At 53.9% G+C, this 18,635-nt stretch carries 15 protein-coding genes and 1 pseudogene; 12 read left to right on the top strand and 4 right to left on the bottom strand.

The features are described 5' to 3' along the window. The first annotated feature begins 147 nt into the window (after positions 1 to 147). The 9 genes from ACYU87_RS03860 (at position 148) to ACYU87_RS03820 (ending at position 12,011) form a co-directional block, all read left to right on the top strand. Positions 148 to 3,996, top strand: coding sequence for an ATP-binding protein (locus tag ACYU87_RS03860; protein ID WP_461132703.1), 3,849 nt, complete (start codon positions 148 to 150; stop codon positions 3,994 to 3,996). A 194-nt stretch (positions 3,997 to 4,190) separates the two neighbouring features. Further along, positions 4,191 to 4,988 carry a glycosyltransferase family 2 protein gene (locus ACYU87_RS03855; protein ID WP_461132702.1) on the top strand — a complete coding sequence of 266 codons (798 nt, stop codon included), beginning with the start codon at positions 4,191 to 4,193 and terminating at the stop codon, positions 4,986 to 4,988. Between the two features lie 264 nt (positions 4,989 to 5,252). Then, positions 5,253 to 5,564 (top strand): hypothetical protein, encoded by a 312-nt coding sequence (locus ACYU87_RS03850; RefSeq protein ID WP_461132701.1) that lies wholly within the window; start codon positions 5,253 to 5,255, stop codon positions 5,562 to 5,564. A 21-nt stretch (positions 5,565 to 5,585) separates the two neighbouring features. Continuing rightward, positions 5,586 to 5,792 (top strand): hypothetical protein, encoded by a 207-nt coding sequence (locus ACYU87_RS03845; RefSeq protein ID WP_461132700.1) that lies wholly within the window; start codon positions 5,586 to 5,588, stop codon positions 5,790 to 5,792. Between the two features lie 198 nt (positions 5,793 to 5,990). Next, entirely contained in the window at positions 5,991 to 6,566 is a 576-nt protein-coding gene (locus ACYU87_RS03840) for a carboxymuconolactone decarboxylase family protein (protein ID WP_461132699.1), read from the top strand. 92 nt (positions 6,567 to 6,658) lie between these two features. Further along, positions 6,659 to 9,424, top strand: coding sequence for a TonB-dependent receptor (locus ACYU87_RS03835; protein WP_461132698.1), 2,766 nt, complete (start codon positions 6,659 to 6,661; stop codon positions 9,422 to 9,424). Positions 9,425 to 9,507: 83 nt separating this feature from the next. After that, the gene (locus ACYU87_RS03830; RefSeq protein WP_461132697.1) at positions 9,508 to 10,725 is read left to right on the top strand and encodes an MFS transporter; all 1,218 of its coding nucleotides are present in this window, start codon (positions 9,508 to 9,510) and stop codon (positions 10,723 to 10,725) included. A 140-nt stretch (positions 10,726 to 10,865) separates the two neighbouring features. Further along, positions 10,866 to 11,420 (top strand): carboxymuconolactone decarboxylase family protein, encoded by a 555-nt coding sequence (locus ACYU87_RS03825; protein WP_461132696.1) that lies wholly within the window; start codon positions 10,866 to 10,868, stop codon positions 11,418 to 11,420. Between the two features lie 15 nt (positions 11,421 to 11,435). Next, entirely contained in the window at positions 11,436 to 12,011 is a 576-nt protein-coding gene (locus tag ACYU87_RS03820; protein WP_461132695.1) for a carboxymuconolactone decarboxylase family protein, read from the top strand. A gap of 62 nt (positions 12,012 to 12,073) precedes the next feature. Here the strand turns inward: ACYU87_RS03820 and ACYU87_RS03815 are convergent, their stop codons facing one another. Both ACYU87_RS03815 and ACYU87_RS03810 read right to left on the bottom strand, forming a co-directional pair. Next, complete coding sequence (locus tag ACYU87_RS03815; RefSeq protein WP_461132694.1) at positions 12,074 to 13,144, bottom strand: response regulator; 1,071 nt, start codon at positions 13,142 to 13,144, stop codon at positions 12,074 to 12,076. Then, positions 13,122 to 14,339 (bottom strand): PAS domain-containing sensor histidine kinase, encoded by a 1,218-nt coding sequence (locus tag ACYU87_RS03810; protein WP_461132693.1) that lies wholly within the window; start codon positions 14,337 to 14,339, stop codon positions 13,122 to 13,124. The genes ACYU87_RS03815 and ACYU87_RS03810 overlap by 23 nt, the downstream gene beginning before the upstream one ends. 224 nt (positions 14,340 to 14,563) lie before the next feature. On the opposite strand from ACYU87_RS03810, the gene ACYU87_RS03805 reads away from it, so the two are divergent. From ACYU87_RS03805 to ACYU87_RS03795, 3 genes and pseudogenes are all read left to right on the top strand, one after another. Beyond that, positions 14,564 to 14,869: a thioredoxin domain-containing protein gene (locus ACYU87_RS03805; protein WP_461132692.1), complete on the top strand. Its 306-nt coding sequence runs from the start codon at positions 14,564 to 14,566 to the stop codon at positions 14,867 to 14,869. A 32-nt stretch (positions 14,870 to 14,901) separates the two neighbouring features. Continuing rightward, positions 14,902 to 15,321, top strand: a complete 420-nt coding sequence (locus tag ACYU87_RS03800) for a hypothetical protein (protein ID WP_461132691.1) — start codon at positions 14,902 to 14,904, stop codon at positions 15,319 to 15,321. Positions 15,322 to 15,355: 34 nt separating this feature from the next. Beyond that, a pseudogene (locus ACYU87_RS03795) lies at positions 15,356 to 15,909 on the top strand (hypothetical protein). Between the two features lie 334 nt (positions 15,910 to 16,243). Here ACYU87_RS03795 and ACYU87_RS03790 read toward each other — a convergent pair. Both ACYU87_RS03790 and ACYU87_RS03785 read right to left on the bottom strand, forming a co-directional pair. After that, positions 16,244 to 16,993: a LytR/AlgR family response regulator transcription factor gene (locus ACYU87_RS03790; RefSeq protein ID WP_461132690.1), complete on the bottom strand. Its 750-nt coding sequence runs from the start codon at positions 16,991 to 16,993 to the stop codon at positions 16,244 to 16,246. After that, positions 16,990 to 18,621: a histidine kinase gene (locus ACYU87_RS03785; RefSeq protein ID WP_461132689.1), complete on the bottom strand. Its 1,632-nt coding sequence runs from the start codon at positions 18,619 to 18,621 to the stop codon at positions 16,990 to 16,992. The genes ACYU87_RS03790 and ACYU87_RS03785 overlap by 4 nt, the downstream gene beginning before the upstream one ends. Positions 18,622 to 18,635: the final 14 nt, after the last annotated feature.

Genomic DNA, 18,635 nt, shown 5'->3' with positions numbered 1-18,635 from the left:
AGGCCAATGTCTCGGTGCGTAGCCAGTCTGTAGGATAAAATAACCTGGTTCCCGTGGTGGGCGTTAAACCTAGTTTGGCTCGGTTCAGTATCTTGCAGCCGAAATGCGTACAGCTAGACGAACTGAACTGTACCATTTAATCTACCAATGAATGTGAATGAAGCTGTGGAACCATTTTTGGCCGGAGGGGGCGAAATGGGAAAACTAATCCGGTCAATGGACTGGTCGAAGACGCCCCTCGGGCCAGTTGCCAGTTGGCCCCAAAGCCTGCGAACCTCCGTTAGCCTGTGCCTATCGTCAACCTTTCCTATTCTCATTGCCTGGGGGCCGGAAACCATCCAGATTTACAACGATAGCTACCGACCCATTTGCGGAGCCAAGCACCCCGAATCAATGGGGCAGAATTTTCGAATCTGCTGGGAAACCGCTCTTCCCGTGGTGGGCGATGCGTTTACCAAGGGGCAGCAGGGAGAAGGAACCTACATTAAAGATCAGCGCATGTTTCTGGATCGCTACGGCTACCTGGAAGAAGCGTTTATGACTTTCTCATTCGCCCCCATACGGGACGAATCGGGTGAGGTGGGGGGCATTTTTCACCCCATTACCGAAACGACGGATAAGATGCTCAGCGCCCGGCGGACCCAGGTTCTTCGGGATGTGGCCGCCCGGACGGGTCAAGCCAAAACGAATGCAGATATCTACGAAGGGCTGGCGACAGCCGCTGGGGAGTTTGCCCTGGATTTGCCGTTTTTGCTCCTGTACGAACTTCAGCCGACAGGAGCGGTGGCCCGGCTGGTGAATGCGTCCGGCCTGAAAGACGACTCCCCCGCGCCGATTGCCCTTCACGAATTAACCGTCGCCCAAACGCCCTGGCTCGCCGATCTGGAACAAACCCAGGTCATTACTGAACTAGCCGAAACGGTTGGGCCGCTCCAGGGAGGTCCTTACCCGGATTCGCCCCATACGGCGCTACGATTGCCCATTCAGCTGTCAGGAAATCCCGAACCGGTCGGGTTCATTCTGGCCGGGGTTAGTCCGCACCGGGCGCTGGATCAGGAATACCTTACTTTTTATGCACTACTGGCCAATACCATTAATACGGCCTTCTCGAACGTGCACGCCTACCAGGAGGAGCAAAAACGAGCCGAAGCCCTGGCCGCCATCGATCAGGCCAAAACGGCCTTCTTTAGCAACATCAGCCACGAATTTCGTACCCCCTTAACCCTGATGCTGGGGCCGCTGGAGGAACTGAAGCATACCGCCCTGGCCCAGACGATAGCGTATAAAGAACCGATTGAACAGGCGCACCGCAATGCTGGTCGTTTGCTTAAACTGGTCAATAACCTGCTGGATTTCAGTCGCATCGAAGCGGGCCGGGTAACTGCCCGGTTCCGACCCGTGGATCTATCGGTTTTTACCGTAGACCTGGCCAGTAGTTTTCGGTCGCTCCTCGACAGAGCCAGACTGAACTTCGTGGTTGATTGCCCATCGCTGCCATCGTTGGTCTACGTAGATACCGATATGTGGGAAAAGATTGTCCTCAACTTGCTGTCGAACGCGTTTAAATACACGTTACAGGGCACGATAGGGGTTCATCTGCACAGCCAGGATGGCATGGCGATCCTGCGCATTTCGGATACGGGCGTAGGCATTCCGCCCCGTGAATTGCCGCATATGTTTGAGCGGTTTCATCGGGTGGAGCAGGCGGGTGGCCGTACCCATGAGGGAACCGGTATCGGTCTTTCACTGGTCAGTGAACTCGTACAGCTGCACCAGGGCCGTATTCAGGTAGACAGCGTAGAAGGGGAGGGTAGTACCTTTACCGTGCGCATTCCGATGGGTAACGCGCATTTGCCCGCCCATCAGGTAAGCGAAGGCTACCGCCAGCAGGAAGCAAGCGGTCTGGCTGCCGCCTTTTTAGAAGAAGCGCAAACGATGCTACCCGCCGAATCCCGTTCTGCGCTAGTATCCAGTTCACCCGGTAGTGCCTTGCCGGGTCCCTCCTCGGCCAGTGTCCTGGTTGTGGACGACAATGCCGATATGCGGGCTTACCTGGTCCGACTGCTTGAGCCGCATTTTACTGTACGCACGGCCGTCAACGGCGCTGAGGCCCTCAAGCAACTGCTGATCAATCCACCCCAACTGATTCTGAGTGATTTAATGATGCCGGTCATGGACGGCAGCGAACTGTTGCGCCGGGTTAAGCAGAACTCCGCCACCAGCCATATTCCCCTTATTTTTTTATCGGCCCGGGCCGGGCAGGAGGCCCGCATCGACGGGCTGGAAGCTGGTGCAGACGATTACCTGGTCAAACCCTTTGCCGCTCCCGAATTACTCACCAAAGTTCGGGCCCAGATCGACCTGAGCCTGTCGCGTCGACAAGCGGAAATCCGCTTCCGAAACCTGATTCAGGAGGCACCGTTTGCCATTGGCGTGTATAGTGGCCGTTCGTTTACCATCGACATGGCGAATGAAGCACTCCGGCGGATTTGGGAGAAACCGGTATCGGTTATCGGCGTGAACCTGATCGAGGCACTGCCGGAACTGAAAGGTCAGCCCTTTATACACTTGCTGGAGCAGGTATACGATACGGGCGTTGCCTATCAGCATGCGGAACAACCGGCTGATCTGGTGATAGATGGTCAACGGAAAACGTACTGGTTCAACGTTACGTACCACCCGCTGAAGACCGAACAGGGTCAGGTGTATGCCATTTTACACATGGCGGTTGATGTAACGCAGACAGTAATGGACCGGCGTCAGATTGAAGAGGCAAAAGAAGCGCTTCAGCAGGCCGTCGAATTGGCCGAACTAGGTACCTGGGAACTGGATCCGACAACCGATCAGATCACGTTTTCCGATCGTATGCGGTCCTGGCATGGCATTCTGCCAACAGAACCCATCACGCGCGAGCGGGTTCAATCGTCCATCCGGGCGGCCGATCGAAGCCGTATCCACAACGCGCTGGCGCAATTGCTGGCTCCGGAAAGTTCGGGCCGGTTCGATATCGAGTATTACGTCGAGGCAACCCCAACCAGCCAGGAGCGCATTTTACGAACGCAGGGTAAAATAACGTTTACCCCGGAAGGAACCGCGCATAAGGTCCGGGGCACCGTTCAGGACATTACCCAGCAACGGAGCGCTCAGCTGGCTCTGGAAAAACAGGTTTACCTGCGCACGGAAGAGTTATACGCTACCAACGAAGAACTGGCCGCTACCAACGAAGAGCTGGCCGAAGCCAACGAAGATTTTGCCGAAGCCAACCGGCATCTGATGCGCTCGAATCAGAATCTGGAGCAGTTTGCGTACATTGCCAGTCACGATTTACAGGAACCCCTGCGTAAGATTCAGCAGTTTAGCGATCTGCTCAAAACGCGTTACGGCTCAACCATGGACGAAGAGCTGATCTACGTTGATCGGATGCAGTCGGCGGCCCAGCGAATGTCCCGCCTGATTAAGGATCTACTGGCTTTCTCCCGGATTTCGACCAATCAGGTGAATCGGGTTTCCGTTCCGCTTCGTCAGCTTGTGGACATTGCCCTGGATGATCTGGCCGTAGCCGTCAGCGAAAGTCAGGTTCAACTTGACATAGGACCCTTGCCTGCGGTGCAGGGAGATCCATCCCAATTGGGTCAGCTACTGCAAAATCTGCTCTCGAATGCGATCAAGTTTAGCCGTTCTGATTCCACCACTCCCCGGATTCAGATTCATTGCTCAACCTTAAACGCCCGCGAATTACCTCATTCGGTTAAGCCAACCCGGCATGCCGCGATGTACCACTGTATTGAGATTACGGATAATGGAGTCGGGTTCGATGAGAAGTATACGGAGCGGATATTTCAGGTATTTCAGCGACTACACGGCAAAAATGAGTTTGCCGGTACAGGCGTGGGCCTGGCTATCTGCGAAAAGGTAGTGGCCAATCATGGGGGCGCTATTACGGCGCACAGCCAGCCGGGGCAGGGAGCTACCTTTCGGGTGTATCTGCCTCAATGAAGCGTAGGTATGGGTATAAGGGTAGATAAGTAGCCAGCGTTGACGGTAATGCCGACTACCATTTTATCGCGGTATGTAACCTAAAAACGGGCAAAACTAGCTACTTGTCGAAGTCCGTCGGTCGTAGCCGCTGAAGGCTGCTACTTTTGACCCAGTTAATCACTAGGTCATTCGCTTAAAACGGACAGGATACCATGAACCATACCTTCAACGACGTAACGCTCTTAATTACAAATTATAACAGAAGCCTTTCGCTGGAAAATTTACTTAAAAGCTTTCAGGCGCTTAATTGCCAGTTTGGCGCGATTATCGTAACGGACGATGGCAGCCAGCCTCTGCACCTGGACCGGATTAAAAAGCTTCAGCAGAAAATGCCGTTTCAGTTGCTTACCTCCCCCCGCAACATGGGCGCTGGCTACAACATGAACAAAGGCCAGCGGGCGGTGAAGACACCCTATACCTTATTCGTTGAAGATGATTTCGAAGCAGGTCCTCAGTTCCCGGCCGCTCTTCGCGAATCGCTGGCGCAGATGAACAAGCGGTCTGAACTGGATATTGTTCGTTTTTACGCGTACTTCCGGTATCCGTACCTGAAACCCGATTCAGCTAAGTTTTCGGAAATGGTATTCTCGCCGTTGGCCACGAATTACCGGAAAGTGCATTATTACAGTGATCATCCACACCTGCGTCGTAGCTCGTTTCTGGATAAATTCGGCCCATTTGACGAAACAACCCCGCCCGACCAGACGGAGTACAGAATGTGCATATCCTTTCTGCAAAATAAAGGGAAAGGCCTGTTCTATAACGATTATACGGAGTTGTTTTACCACAATAACTCCGTAGAGCCAAGTACGATTCATCGGAGCGGATGGCGAAAAAGCAGCGGTGCCCTCGTAACGTTTGCGCGGGTAATTTACCGGCAGCTTAAACACAATTACGACATCCACTTCATGAACGTTCGGGGTCGTCACGTTCTGTCCCACAACGGATAGAATCGAGACGTCTCAATCAACCCGACCATATACCTGTTTCTGTGGCAATTAACGTCAGCGGCTCGTGTCATTACGCACCACTGATGGTAATTGCCACAATCTATTTTACCCTACTCCCGGTGTGGTGCTGGCGGGTGGTCCCGTTCTCGCTATACCAACATCTAAAACCTGACAAGCCCCGGCATAGGGTTGCCGACAAGCGAGTCTATAGCTTTGTTTAAAATTTAGTATTATTATTGGAAAAATTTTACCTGCGACGTTCGCGTGAAGAAGGCAATATCGATTGGTTTGTTTGGCTTGCTCCTGCATCACATTCTGGCATACGTGCTGGTATGCGTAGGAACATGGTGGCAGGCTGAACACGATCTTTCCCAGCGGCTACAGGTATACCGCTCCGTCGATAGCCTTGTCGAGTTTCAGATTCCGCTCAATGACAAACCCGATGCCAGCGCGATTACGAGTACGACGTCGGACGGGTTTACGTACCGGGGGCAGTATTATTCGGTTGTGAGCATGACCGTTCAGGGGGATACGCTGTTCATTTCCGGCCTCCAGACGAGTGGTGATTCGTTCTAGCAGAGTGATTTGCTCTCGTTCATGCAGGAGCACGTGACCGGTGCCAGCGACTCGCCCAGTAAAGCCAATACGCTGCTGAAATTTTTGCTTAAAGAGTACTCGCCTGCCCCGCGAATTGCCTTTTGTTTCCAGTCGCGGGGTTGGCTTACCGCTATTCGGATTCCCGAAAAACCGGTTCTATTCGATCAATTAGCCCAGCGGGTTTCGTCTCCACCGCCCAGGGCCTGACGTGGATTTTCTGTCCATTTTCTTGCCTCTCATAGCTATTCAGGTGAACGATTCCATCAATCGTTTTCGCTGTTTCCTGGGCGCTATTTTATAGCCCGGCAACAGTTTGTGTCTCCTAATTACTGTCGAACGCGTTGGTCGCGGGTCGTTACCGAACGGTGTAACGAGACCTGCCCAATCTCCATATTGTTTTACATCATGCCACATATTCCTCTACCGGACCATTTGCCGGGTATTACGGGCCTGCTCGAATACCGGCTTGATACGGCCATGCCCATTCGGGAACTGACCCAAGTACTACTGCGGGGTGAATCAACCCTGTCACAAGGCGAACGCGAACTGATTGCCGCCCTGGTGTCGTCGCGCAACGAGACCAATTTCTGCAATGCCGCCCACACGAAAGCCGCCGATATGCTGCTCGGCGATGATACGATAGCGGCTGCGGTAAAAGCCGACATCGAAACCGCTCCCGTGAGCGAGAAAATGAAAGCACTGCTCCAGATTGCCGCCCTGACGCAGCGGTCGGGTCTGGCCGTCACGCCCGAAGCCGTTGCCCGTGCGCAGGCGGCTGGCGCTACCGATCGCGAGATCCATGACACCGTGCTCCTGGCCGCGCTGTTTTGCCTGTACAACAAATACGTGGACGGCATGGCGACGGTGACTCCCACCGATCCGGCTTATTACGAGGTGCTCGGTGACCGCATCGTGAATCGGGGCTATAACCGTCCACCGGGCGGTCATCCGGCTCCACAATCCACATCCAATCAGTCATAAACAACTTACTGCGTACAGTTTCTGCCTTCGCCAATAGTTTCTAGGTACTGGGCAGAGGGGACTGTGCCGTCATTTTGACGCATTTCTACCTCATGAATATAAAGAAATACGCCTTGCTTTTCGCGGGGCTCTGGCTCGTTAGTACCCTAACGTTTGCCCAATCCGTTAACGTAACCGGCTCTGTAATGGACCTCGTTAATCATAAGCCGCTGGTCAACGCAACGGTTACCCTGACTGGTCAACGGTCGGGTGCGGTCACCGATAATGCCGGGAAATTCAGCATCCAGACTAACCGAGCAGGGGCACTCACGCTACGTATCTCGATGGTTGGCTACGAACCCCAAACGGTTTCGGTGACGAATAGTAACGCTCCCCTTGTCATTCATCTGAACCTGTCGGTCAGTGATCTGGATGAAGTGGTCGTGGGCGCATCCCGCGTGGAAGAGCGGCTGGTCAGAGCACCGGTCACAATCGAGAAAATGGACGCCCGCAACATTCGCGAAACGCCGTCCGCTTCGTTTTACGAGGGGATCAATAACCTGAAGGGCGTCGACATGGTCACGAGTGGGTTGACTTATCGGCAGATCAACACGCGGGGTTTTGCCAGCACGGGCAATAGCCGGTTTCTGCAACTCATCGACGGAGTAGACAATCAACCTGCCGGGTTCGGCTTTTCGGTCGGCAACATGTTCGGACTGAGCGATCTGGATGCCGAGAGCGTGGAGTTGGTGCCCGGTGCGGCTTCGGCGCTGTATGGTCCGGCGGCTTTCAATGGCGCATTGCTGATGACGAGCAAAGATCCGTTCACGCACCAGGGACTGAGCGTTCAGGCCAAAGTGGGTGTGAATCATTTGAATGACCGGAACACGGGAGCCGCCATGTACAACGATCATGCCATTCGGTATGCCAAAGCATTCAATAACAAGTTCGCGTTTAAGCTGAACGCATCGTATATGTGGGGGCTCGACTGGTTTGCGACCGATTACACCGATGTAAACCAGGCTACTCCAACCGACCAGCGGGGGGCGCAAAACCCGGCCCGGAACGGTCTCAATATCTACGGTGATGAGGTGGTCAGAACCCTGACGAATGCGGGGCAAGTCTCGCGGACGGGGTATCTGGAGAAAGATCTGACCGATTACAACGTCTATAGCCTGAAGCTGAATGGGGCGCTCCACTACCGGATTACGCCGGGTTTAGAAGCGATTTACGCGTTCAACTACGCCAAAGGAACCGCCAATTATACCGGCTCTAATCGGTTCTCGGTCAACGGATTTTCACTTACGCAACACCGGCTGGAATTACGCGGGAAGCAGTTCTTCGTGCGCTGGTACAGCAACGCCGAAGACTCGCATAATTCCTACAATACGCGGTCACTGGGGCAGCAGATCAACCGAACGTGGGTGCGCGACCTAAATGGCAACGTCGTCACACCCGATAAAGCCGATGACACCTGGTTCAGCCGGTACGCAGCCGCTTATGGTGGCACGATTCCGAACGTGAGTGGCAACGATCAGACGGCTGCCCGAACCTTCGCCGATCAGGGACGATTGCTGCCCGGTACGGCCGAGTACGAAGCGCAGAAAAATCGGCTGACGGCCATTCAGGGCCTGGCTGGCGCGGGTATTCTGAGCCAGACCAGTATGTGGCACGCTGATGGCCAGTACAACCTGACATCGGCGCTCAATAACGTTGCGGAAGTTCTGGTTGGCGGTAATTTCCGGCAATACAGTCTGTTCACGAACGGCACGCTTTTCGACGACAAGGGCGGGCGGATTCTGTACCACGAATACGGCGCGTTCGCGCAGATCAGCAAGGCAATACTGGCCGATAAGCTAAAACTAACGGTATCGGGCCGGTACGATAAGAACCAGAATTTCGCTGGGTATTTTACGCCCCGGGCCTCGGCGGTCTATTCAGTCACCGACCGGCACCATTTCCGGGCGAGTTACCAGACGGGTTTCCGGAACCCTACACCGTCCGACCAGTTTATCAAACTCAACGTGGGGCCGATCACGATTCTGGGGGGCGCACCCAGTAACAGCGCGGGCATGAACGTCTACGAAAATTCGTACATAGCCGCCAGCGTGAATCAGTTTGGGGCTGGTTTCGGGGCCGATGTCGGTAAAGTCGGACCGCAACAGGCGGTGCTGAACAACAAAGACAAGTTGCAGAAATCGAACGTGCCGTACATTGCGCCCGAACGGGTCAATAGTTTTGAGGTCGGTTATCGCGGGTTGTTAAGCAGTAATCTGTCGGTCGATGCCAACTACTACTACGGCGTTTATACCAACTTCATTCTCAACTCCGTGGTGCTACGTCCGGAAAGCCCGGTGCTGGGTTCGGACAGTAAACCCAATGCCGCAGCCGCGCAGGATATTCTGAGCGGGCGGGTTCAGGCGTTTCAACTGTATACCAACGCCCCCGACAAGGTATCATCGCAGGGGGCCACGCTCGGTCTGACCTACCGGACACCGGGCGGCTACCAGATCGGGACCAACGGTACGTGGTCGGCCTTCAACATCCGCAACGCCGATCCCAACAACGTAGCCGCTTTCAATACACCCCGTTTCAAGACCAACGTCACGCTCGGCCACCGCAGTCTTTTGCCCAATGTTGGTTTTAATGTTGCGTGGCACTGGCAGGAAAGCTTCGACTGGGTAAGTTCGTTTAATGCGCTCATTCCCGGACGCGTACCGGCCTATCACCTCCTCGATGCACAGGTCAACTACCGGGTATCCTCACTCAACACGGTCATCAAGCTTGGTGCCAATAACCTGACCAACCAGTATGTGGTGCAGGCCTATGGCTCTCCGGCGGTGGGTGGGCTTTATTATGTGTCACTTGTCTTTAATTAAAGAATGAAAGAGCGAAAGAGCGTTGTTTGCGCCAGCCACTCTTTCGCTCTTTCATTCTTTGGCCACTCTTTCACTCGTTAAAAATGGAAGCAACTCTCACTAAACCCCAAATCCTGCCCGCCAACTGGTTCGCCTTTGGACTGTGTGCACTGTCGTATTTGCTGGGCGGAACGGCCTCTACGCTCATGGCGACATTTCTGCCGGTTGCCATACCGGAATTGGTAGGTCAGTCGGTTTCTGAAGCCCAATTAGGCGAAATCGGCGCTTACATCAGCGCGGCTTTTCTGTACGGCTGGACAGTCGGTGGACTCGTGTTCGGCCTAGTCGCGGATCGGATTGGGCGGGCGTGGGCCGTCGCGTTCGTTACGTTTCTTTACGGCGTGTCCATGCTGTGTACGGTTTTCGCGCCTACCTGGCCGGTGCTGCTCGTGTGTCGATTTCTGACGGGCGCGGGCGTGGGTGGCGTGTTGCTGCTCACTACCGTTTATCTATCTGAAATCTGGCCCTCAACGAGTCGGGCGGTCGTGCTGGGCATTCTGGCCGTCATGTTTCCGGTGGGCATCGTGGCAACGGGCGGACTCAACGCCGGGCTGGTTCCCTGGCGACAGGCGTTCTGGCTGGGCCTGATTCCGGTACTGGTGGCTCTGCTGATGTTCGTGCGTCTACCTGAATCGGATAACTGGGTACAGCAACGCCAGCAATCGAACCCCGACAAGGCATGGACAACTGCCGACCGGGCCAACCTGCTGACCGGCGTGTTGATTTTCGGGGCGGTATTGATCGGGCTGTGGGGTACGTTTTCCTGGATTCCGACCTGGGTACAGTCGCTGCTGCCTGCCGGTCAGACGGGCGGGCGCGAACGGGGACTGACCATGATGCTGCTCGGCATGGGCGGCATTATCGGTGGTATGGTATCGGGCGTCCTGATCGGGCGACTCGGTTCGCGAATAACGCTTTTGCTGACCTTCGCGGGCTGTGCAGGCGGCTGTGCGCTGCTGTTTCTCTCGAACCGCCAGTTTTCGCCGATCATTTATGCCGAAACGGCTTTTGTTGCCTTGTTCTTCGGTATTAGTCAGGGGGCATTGTCGAGCATTATCCCGGCGTTGTTTTCTGTTCGGATTCGCGCAACGGCGGCTGGCATCAGCTTCAATATCGGTCGTTTTTTTACAGCAACGTCGGTGTTTTTCGTCGGTACGATGGTCGCGGAGTTGGGTGGTTTCGGCAACGCGTTGCTCCTGTTTTCTATCGCCTTTCTGGTTGCCTGGGTGGCTGTTTTTGTGCGATACAGGCCTGTTTCTTAGTAAATAGTAGGAAGTGTACAGTTTTTTTTCGACAGGATTTACAGGATTTATTTTGCTAATCATTTTTTTAATACGTCCTGTGAATCCTGTCAAAAAATAGTAAGCCAACCATTTTTCATTCCAAAACGAGAACGTTGCATATGCCACATATTCAACTCAATAACGACGCGCCGGGTATTCGCAGTCTGGTTATGTACCGGCCCGACACGGGTAAACCACTTTATGAATTGGCACAGGCGTTGCTTCGCGCCGGTTCACCCGACAGTACATTGTCCGATGCCGAGCGCGAACTGATTGCGGCCTATGTGTCGAGCCGAAACCGCACGGCTTTCTGTATGAACAGCCACGCTGCGGCCTCCCGCTATCTTTTTGGCGAACAGGCATCGGTTGTCGATCAGGCACTGCAAAATCCGGAAACGGCACCCATCTCGTCCAAACTTCGGGCTCTGCTCACGATTGCCGAACGCGTAACGGCTGATGCCCGTACGGTGACGGACGATGTGGTGGCGGCTGCCCGAACGGAAGGCGCGACCGATGGCGATATTCACGACACGGTGCTCATTGCCGCTTCGTTTTCGATGTACAACCGCTATGTGGATGGCCTCGCTACGCTAACGCCCGACGACCCGGCTGCCTACGCGGCCATGGGCGAGCGCATGGGAACGATAGGCTACGCCTTACCCAAACCAAACTAAACCCAAACGAACACCATGCCTCATCTCGATTTCTTGCCCGGTCTGCTGGGTATTCGCGGCCCGATGGCGTTTAGCCCCGAAACGGCCCGCCCCCTTAATGATCTGGTCAACGTACTGCTTCGCGCGAATGCAAACCATCCTGATTCAACCCTCAGCGAAGGCGAGCGGGAACTGATTGCCACGTATGTATCCGCTCAAAACGATTGTTTTTTCTGCCAGACCATTCACGGGGCCGTAGCCAGTCATCACCTGGTCGATACCGACTGGTCGCTGGTGCGGTCGGTGAAACAGGACTATGTCCAGGCCGCTATTTCGGATAAACTGAAAGCTTTATTAACCATTGCCGGAAGCGTACAGCAAGGCGGCAAGCAAGTCACAACTGAGCAGATTGACCGGGCCCGCGCTGAAAGAGCCACCGACCGCGATATTCACGATACGGTGTTGATTGCGGCTGCGTTCTGCATGTTCAACCGGTATGTCGATGGGCTGAATACCTGGGCACCTGACAATCCGGAATTATATTGGTATCGGGCGCAGAAAGTAGCTGAATACGGCTACACCCACGAAGACCATTACATGCCGCCGGGTTGATTCCGGACATGAATTTATTCTGCAAGTTGACTTAAAAACAGTGAGATGAGTTTCGTCGGGCCTTACCAGTTGGCCCGGCGGAGTTTGTCGGGTTGCAGAACCCGAATACCGGCACTGCTGACGTCAATCAGCCCATCGTGTTTAAATTCGCTCAGCGTGCGAATCAGCGATTCCGTGGCGGTGCCGATGATGGCCGCCAGATCATCGCGCGAGAGTTGAATAGGTGGGGCCAGCTCGCCGGTGGGTAGCGGCTCCTGAAGCCGAAGTAGTGCGGTGGCTACCCGCCGACGCAACGAACCGTAGGCCATATCCAGCAACTGATCTTCTTTTTCGCTGACGCGCCCGGCCAGCAGACGAACAAACTGACGACCCACGTCGGGTTGTGCCAGCAGTAATTGCCGGAAATCGGCCTTGGGTACGTACACCAGGTCGGCGTCCTCAAGCGTCAGGGCAGAGTCCGTATAATTTGTTTCGTCCAGCAAGGGTACATCACCGAAAAACTCGCCCGGTCCGTAAAGCCCCGTTACCAGTTCTTTCCCGTCCGGGCTGGTACGACTGGTTTTGACGCGACCCCGTTTGAGAAAATACAGCCGGGTTGGTTCGTCGCCTTCGGTATAGATAAACTGTTTCTTAGGAACCGCGTGCACTTTTCGATCTGCCACCAGTTCCGCCAGTCCGCCAGCCGAGCGAACATCATCCACAAACGGCGCAATGACTTCTTTCGCCAGCTCATAATCCGCCCGCAGTGGTCCGGCACCAACGTGCTGAAAACGGTTCAGGCGTCCCTCCACGGCGCTGAGCAGTTCGGTATCGTCAAACGGTTTGGTCAGGTAGTCATCGGCCCCCAGTTCCATCCCCTTTCGAAAATCGACCCGTTCGGATTTGGCGGTCAGGAAAATAAACGGGATTCCGCCCAGGCTGGAATTTTTGTTGACGATGTGTAATACGCCGTAGCCATCCAGAACCGGCATCATGATGTCGCAGATAATCAGGTCCGGTCGGTCGGTCAGGGCCTGTTCAATGCCCCGTTTGCCATTTTCGGCCGTCAGAACCCGGTATCCGGCCAGTTCCAGAATTTCCGCCGTATTCTCCCGAATAGCGGCATTGTCTTCAATGAGTAGGATGGTTTTCATGAGGAAAGGAGAGGGTAACCGTCGTACCGGCGTCTAACTGGCTGGTTAGAGATATGGTACCTCGAAGCAGTTCGAGGTACTTGGCTACAATATGCAGGCCAAGACCCGTACCGGCAAAATTGGTGGCGTTTTTGGCCCGAAAAAACCGCTCGAACAAATGGGTCTGATCGTCGGCTGAAATACCGATGCCCTGATCCCGGATTGTGATCTGAAACGTGGTTTCCTGACAGGATGCTACCAATTGAACCGCCTGATGTTCGCCCGAATATTTGATGGCGTTTGAGAGCAGATTCACCAAGATTTTTCGCAGCAGCGAGGGATCGGAATACACGGGCTGTATATCGTCGAACCGGGTCTGAATAGTTTGCCCGGCTTTCAGCATAGCGTGCAGATCACCGGTTACTTCACGCGCCAGTTCCGGAAACGAAACCCACGACCAGGTGGCTTCCACGCGCCCCTCTTCCAGACGACCCACCGACAGGAACTCCTCCAGAATGTCGTTGAGGTGATTGACGGACGCCTTAATGCGGTGAATATGCCGGAGCCGTTTAGCCTGCTGATCGGTTTCGGGGTATTTTTCGATGAGCGATGCTGATGTCAGTATGGCGCTGAGGGGTGTTCTGAACTCGTGCGACGCCATGGACACAAAGCGCGATTTCAACTCGCCCAGTTCGCGCTCGGCCGCCAACGCTTTGGCCAGTTCATCTTTCGATTGTTCGAGCTGGTGCAGCGTGGTCATCAGCGCGTGGGTACGGTCGATAACTTTCTGTTCCAGCTCGGCATTGAGCTGCTCGATGCGGCTTTTCTGTTCCAGTAAGGTTTGTTCCGCTTCCTTTTTGGTGGTAATGTCGATGATATACGCCACCGCCATCAACGCTTTTTCCCGGTAGAAATAACTCAGGCTAATCTCGGCGGGAAATACTGATCCATCTTGTCGTTTGGCGAAGAGATCGCGCCCGTGTCCCATGGCTCTCACCTGCGGATGGGCGTTAAAAGACGCTCGCAACTGGGCGTGCCGTCCGGTTACCGAATCGGGTACGAGCGCATCGATGGATACGTTGGTCATAGCCTCTTCGCTGTAGCCAAACAGGGCGCGCGCGTGCCGGTTGGCAGACACGATATGGCCCTGCTCATTGCAGACGATGATGCCGATGGTGGCGTGGGTAAAAACGGCCTCGAAGGAGTCGTCGAACATACGAATCAATCTTTAGGAGTCTGGATTTTTGCTAAAAGCCGCGCCACGGTTCTCAATGACACCCGAACAAACCGTGGCGCGGCTTTTAGCAAAAATCCTATGGGTGCAAAGTAAACGACTATAGACCGAAGGCGGCTGATTTTAATCAGTTTTATGGCTGATGTGTCTCACGGTTTGGGCAGGGCAATATGCCCAATTTTACGCCCATCAACCGGCATATTGTCATGGTATCTCCGTCTTCGTTGGAACCGGCGGCAGCTCAACGGTCTGTGCTGCTGGTTTGTACATCCGCTGCTCCGGCCTATCGTGCCGATGTGGACCGGCTTTTGGAAAACCTCCGTTCGGGGCTCGATGCAACCGTGCAGCTGATGCACATCAACGAAACGACCCATCCCGAAGTGGTCCGGAGTTTTGGTTTTGCAGTCCTGCCGGCCTTTGTGCTGCTTCGGCAGGGCCTGGAGCTGTGGCGCTACGCTGGACCTATCGATAGTCCTGAGCTTTTTTATCAACTGAATTGTCAGGTACAATAGCTCTCTTTTCAACTTCTTACTCGTAAAATCACATGAATTCGAACCTGTCCCGTATGCCATTTCGCCAGCCTTCAACAACGGTTGCCTGCCAGCAGGAACAACAGCACTGGCAACAGATTATCCGCCAGCAGGAGGAAGAAATTCGTCAGTTACGGTCGTTGCTCCTGGAGGTAATGCGCCACGATACCTGCCGAAGTCTTTGCCACGACGCCGTTGATTACTGCCGGGACCTCAATCAGTTACAAACCAAACTCGACCGCTTGAACCGTGACCTGCTCTGCAACGGCGCTGTCTGTTCATCGAGCCAGAGGATGCTCATGTGTACCGACGCCCGATTCAGTCTGGCGGCTACGATCGAGCGCCATGCGACGGCGCTGGTCGGCGAGTTTTCACGCATTAATGATGGATGCCGTCAGTTTCTGGCGTGCCTGATGAGCCTGAACTTATTGTAATTTATTGCCGCTGTAAATCTGTCAACCTCTTTTTATGCTTATCCTCGCTTTCTTTCTGGCGCACTGGTATTTGCCGGGGTTGATGCAGACCCTCTTTCTTCACCGCTATGCCGCCCACCCGATGTTCACCATGAGCAAAGGCTGGAAAAAAGTTTTTACGTGCTTACCTTCATCGGGCAGGGGTCTTCGTTTCTGAGCCCACGCGCCTACGGTATTATGCACCGCCTGCACCACCGGTACGCCGGAGCGGCTCACGCGGATACGGACCAGAATCCCCACTCGCCGGAATTTCCCAAAAACCTGTTCGACATGATGGGGAAGACCCGTACCTATTATAATGACATTCTGAACATCCGGGCCGCTATTCCGGCCAAATTTAAAAAGGGGGTGCCCAACTGGATGTGGATGGAGTGGTTTGGGGATCGGTGCCCGGTGTTGTACCACAACAATCGCCACCAGTACGGGGGGCGGGCCAACTTCGGTGGTTTCCGCTGGCACGAGGTAGACCCGGCTTACCCGCTGCTGAAACTACTGAATGCATTGACCGTAGTGAAGCTCCGCGTTGGCCGCGATGAAGCTTATATGTAATGAACGCCCCCACTTTCGAATGGGTAAAAAAACTGATAAATAAGCGCCGTCTGATTGCAGGGCACACAATAAAATCATCAGATAGGCGTTTTATGTCTGTTACGTTACTTCAGCCCCACTGGCCCGGCCCGTGGGGCTTTTTAATTTATGGATGGTGTGCCTAAAAGTTGCTTATCACGTCAGGAGAATGCCAGCCTGTTAAGCCAGGGTGTATGTTTGGTTGAGTAACCGAATCCTGCCTGGCTCCCTGGCTTTACACGCCGTCATTCTTCTGGCCAAGGTGCCCATGAATTCATCGGGTAGCTCTTCCTGATTGTCTACAGGTGTATCCCGATCAGGAAAGGTTCAATGCTTGCCGGATCGCATCTTTCTTGCCGCGTGAAACCGGTATTTCGGCTCCGTCGGTTAATAACAGGAAATCACCAAACTCTTTCTTCCAGCTTTTGATCCACTTCGTATTGACCAGGTGGGACTGGTGGCAGCGCAGAAACCCGTGGTCTTTCAAGAGTTCCTCGTACTCATAAATGGGTTTGCAAACCAGCAACGCTTCGCCACCGCTCAGGTAGAAGGTGGTGTAGTTGTTGGACGATTCACAGCGAAAAATCTCACTGACCTTTACCAATCGGGTTTCTTTGGTAGTGGCCAGCGCAATGCGCTGTTCCTCATTTGTTTGCTGTGATTTCAGCAAGTGCAGCAGATTCTCCAGCTGCTGGCTCTGTACTTTCAGCCGGCGTTGTTTTATGGCTTTATCAACCGCCGATTGCAACTCGCCTATGTCGATTGGTTTCAGTAAATAGTCGACTGCCGCGAAGCGCATCGCCTGAATGGCGTACTGATCATAAGCCGTAACAACGATTACTTCAAAGTTGTGGACGGAAAGGCTGCGCAACAGATCGAAACCCGTTTGGCCGGGCATCTGAATATCCAGAAATACCAGATCCGGCTGATGCTGGTACAACAGCGCTTTTGCCGTTTCCGCACTCGTGGCACTACCGCCAATGGTTACCTGCGGGCAGTACAGCCTCAATAGTTCTCGCAGGTTGTCCAGGTTATGGATTTCGTCGTCAATCAGGATGGCCTTCATGCAAACCAGTGCGTAAAACGGAGAATGATCTCGGTGCCTTTGGCCGAGTCAGGAACCACCTCAAAATGGATTGGCTGCTCCCGGTTTAACTCATTTAACAGACTAATGCGGTCGCGGGTTAGTTTCAAGCCAAATCCGGTTGACGAAGCCTCCGCCGGGAACCCTTTTCCGTTGTCCGTAATACGAATAATCAGGGTATCACCGGTTTTGTCGACATGAATATGAATCTGGCCGGCCTTTCCTAAAGAGGCAACACCGTGCTTAACGGCGTTCTCCACCAGAGGCTGCAAGAGCAGAGCAGGAACATTGCTGTCGTATCGATTGATCGACTTATCCAGGGTGATCTGGTAAGTAAACCCAAACCGAAGCTGCTCCAGTTTCAGGTACGTTTCCAGTCCCTGTAGTTCCTCATGCAACGAAATTTCTTCCTTATGGCTGTTTGTCAGGGACTCGCGCATTAACCGGGAAAAATCAGACAGATAGCTGTTGGCACCCTGAATATCCTGCTTGTTGATTAACCCCTGAATTGAACTCAGGGCGTTGAAGACAAAATGAGGATTCAACTGGGCATAAATGGCCTTCAGTTCCAGTTGCAGCTTGGTTTTGTTTGCCAGCGCCTGGCGACTTTTTTGTCGTTGCCGAAGATAAAGCATCAAGAAGAAGAAGGCGACTAAACAGGCAAAAAGAAATACACCAACCATAATGTTGAAGCCCAAGGATTGGTACCAGGCTGGTGCTACCTCAAAACGATACGTCCTGACATGTTGAGGCTGAACGGTGTAGCGAATGTTTAGCCGATAGGAGCCGGGTGTATAGTCTTTGAGCCAGATAAAGCTGTTGTCGTAGTCGTTATTTTTCCAGGGCCTCACCACCCGGCCATTGCGTACCAGCTCATACTGCACCTGCTCTTTCTGGTAGATTTTTGCCGCCAGCAGCAGGACCAGGTTCCTGTTGGTAGCGGGTAATATCAGCGGGTCCGATGGCCGAATCGCCCGGTCCGAATCAGGTTCTCTGGCCCACGGATACTGGAGTTTTCTCAAAAAAGCGTCCAGATTGTCAGAGGTGTAAACACTGGTAATGACGGGTTTTATCGAAACCCAGCTAACCAGCGAAGTCCTGATAAGCTGACTGGTGCCGGTATGGCGAACATCGACGATCAGCGAGTGATTCAGCGGAGCTTTATAACCGCCCAGATAAGCCATCCGGGATAATCCGGATTCCTTAATAAGTGTAGAATCCGTAAATCGGCTGATGCGCTGCCATGGTACCAGAACCCGGTTGGTGGGGTATTCCACGACACGAAACTGGTAGTCCGCTGCGTTCGTCGGATTCACGCCGTGCAGAAAAAACTGCGCCCGTGCCGTATCGAACGTCGTGCGGGCAAGCAGCTTATTCGGCCGAATTGTCTGGAAAGCAGCGTCCTTTACCAACGCATAGAAATGACGGCTGTTAGCATCCAGGTCCCAGAACGAGTTATTATTCTTGGGAATAGCGACGATGAGCGACAGGGATGACGCATCATGCCGGATGTCGTGTGAAAAACTCTGGGAGTACGCTCCCCAGTCAATTTGCCCGTAAACGGTCTGGGCTACGAGGAGAAGGAACAGCGGTAGGTGTATCTTTTTCATGCCGATGGAGAACA

This window comes from Spirosoma lituiforme, assembly GCF_054776635.1.
This window is presented reverse-complemented; position numbering and strand designations above follow the sequence as displayed.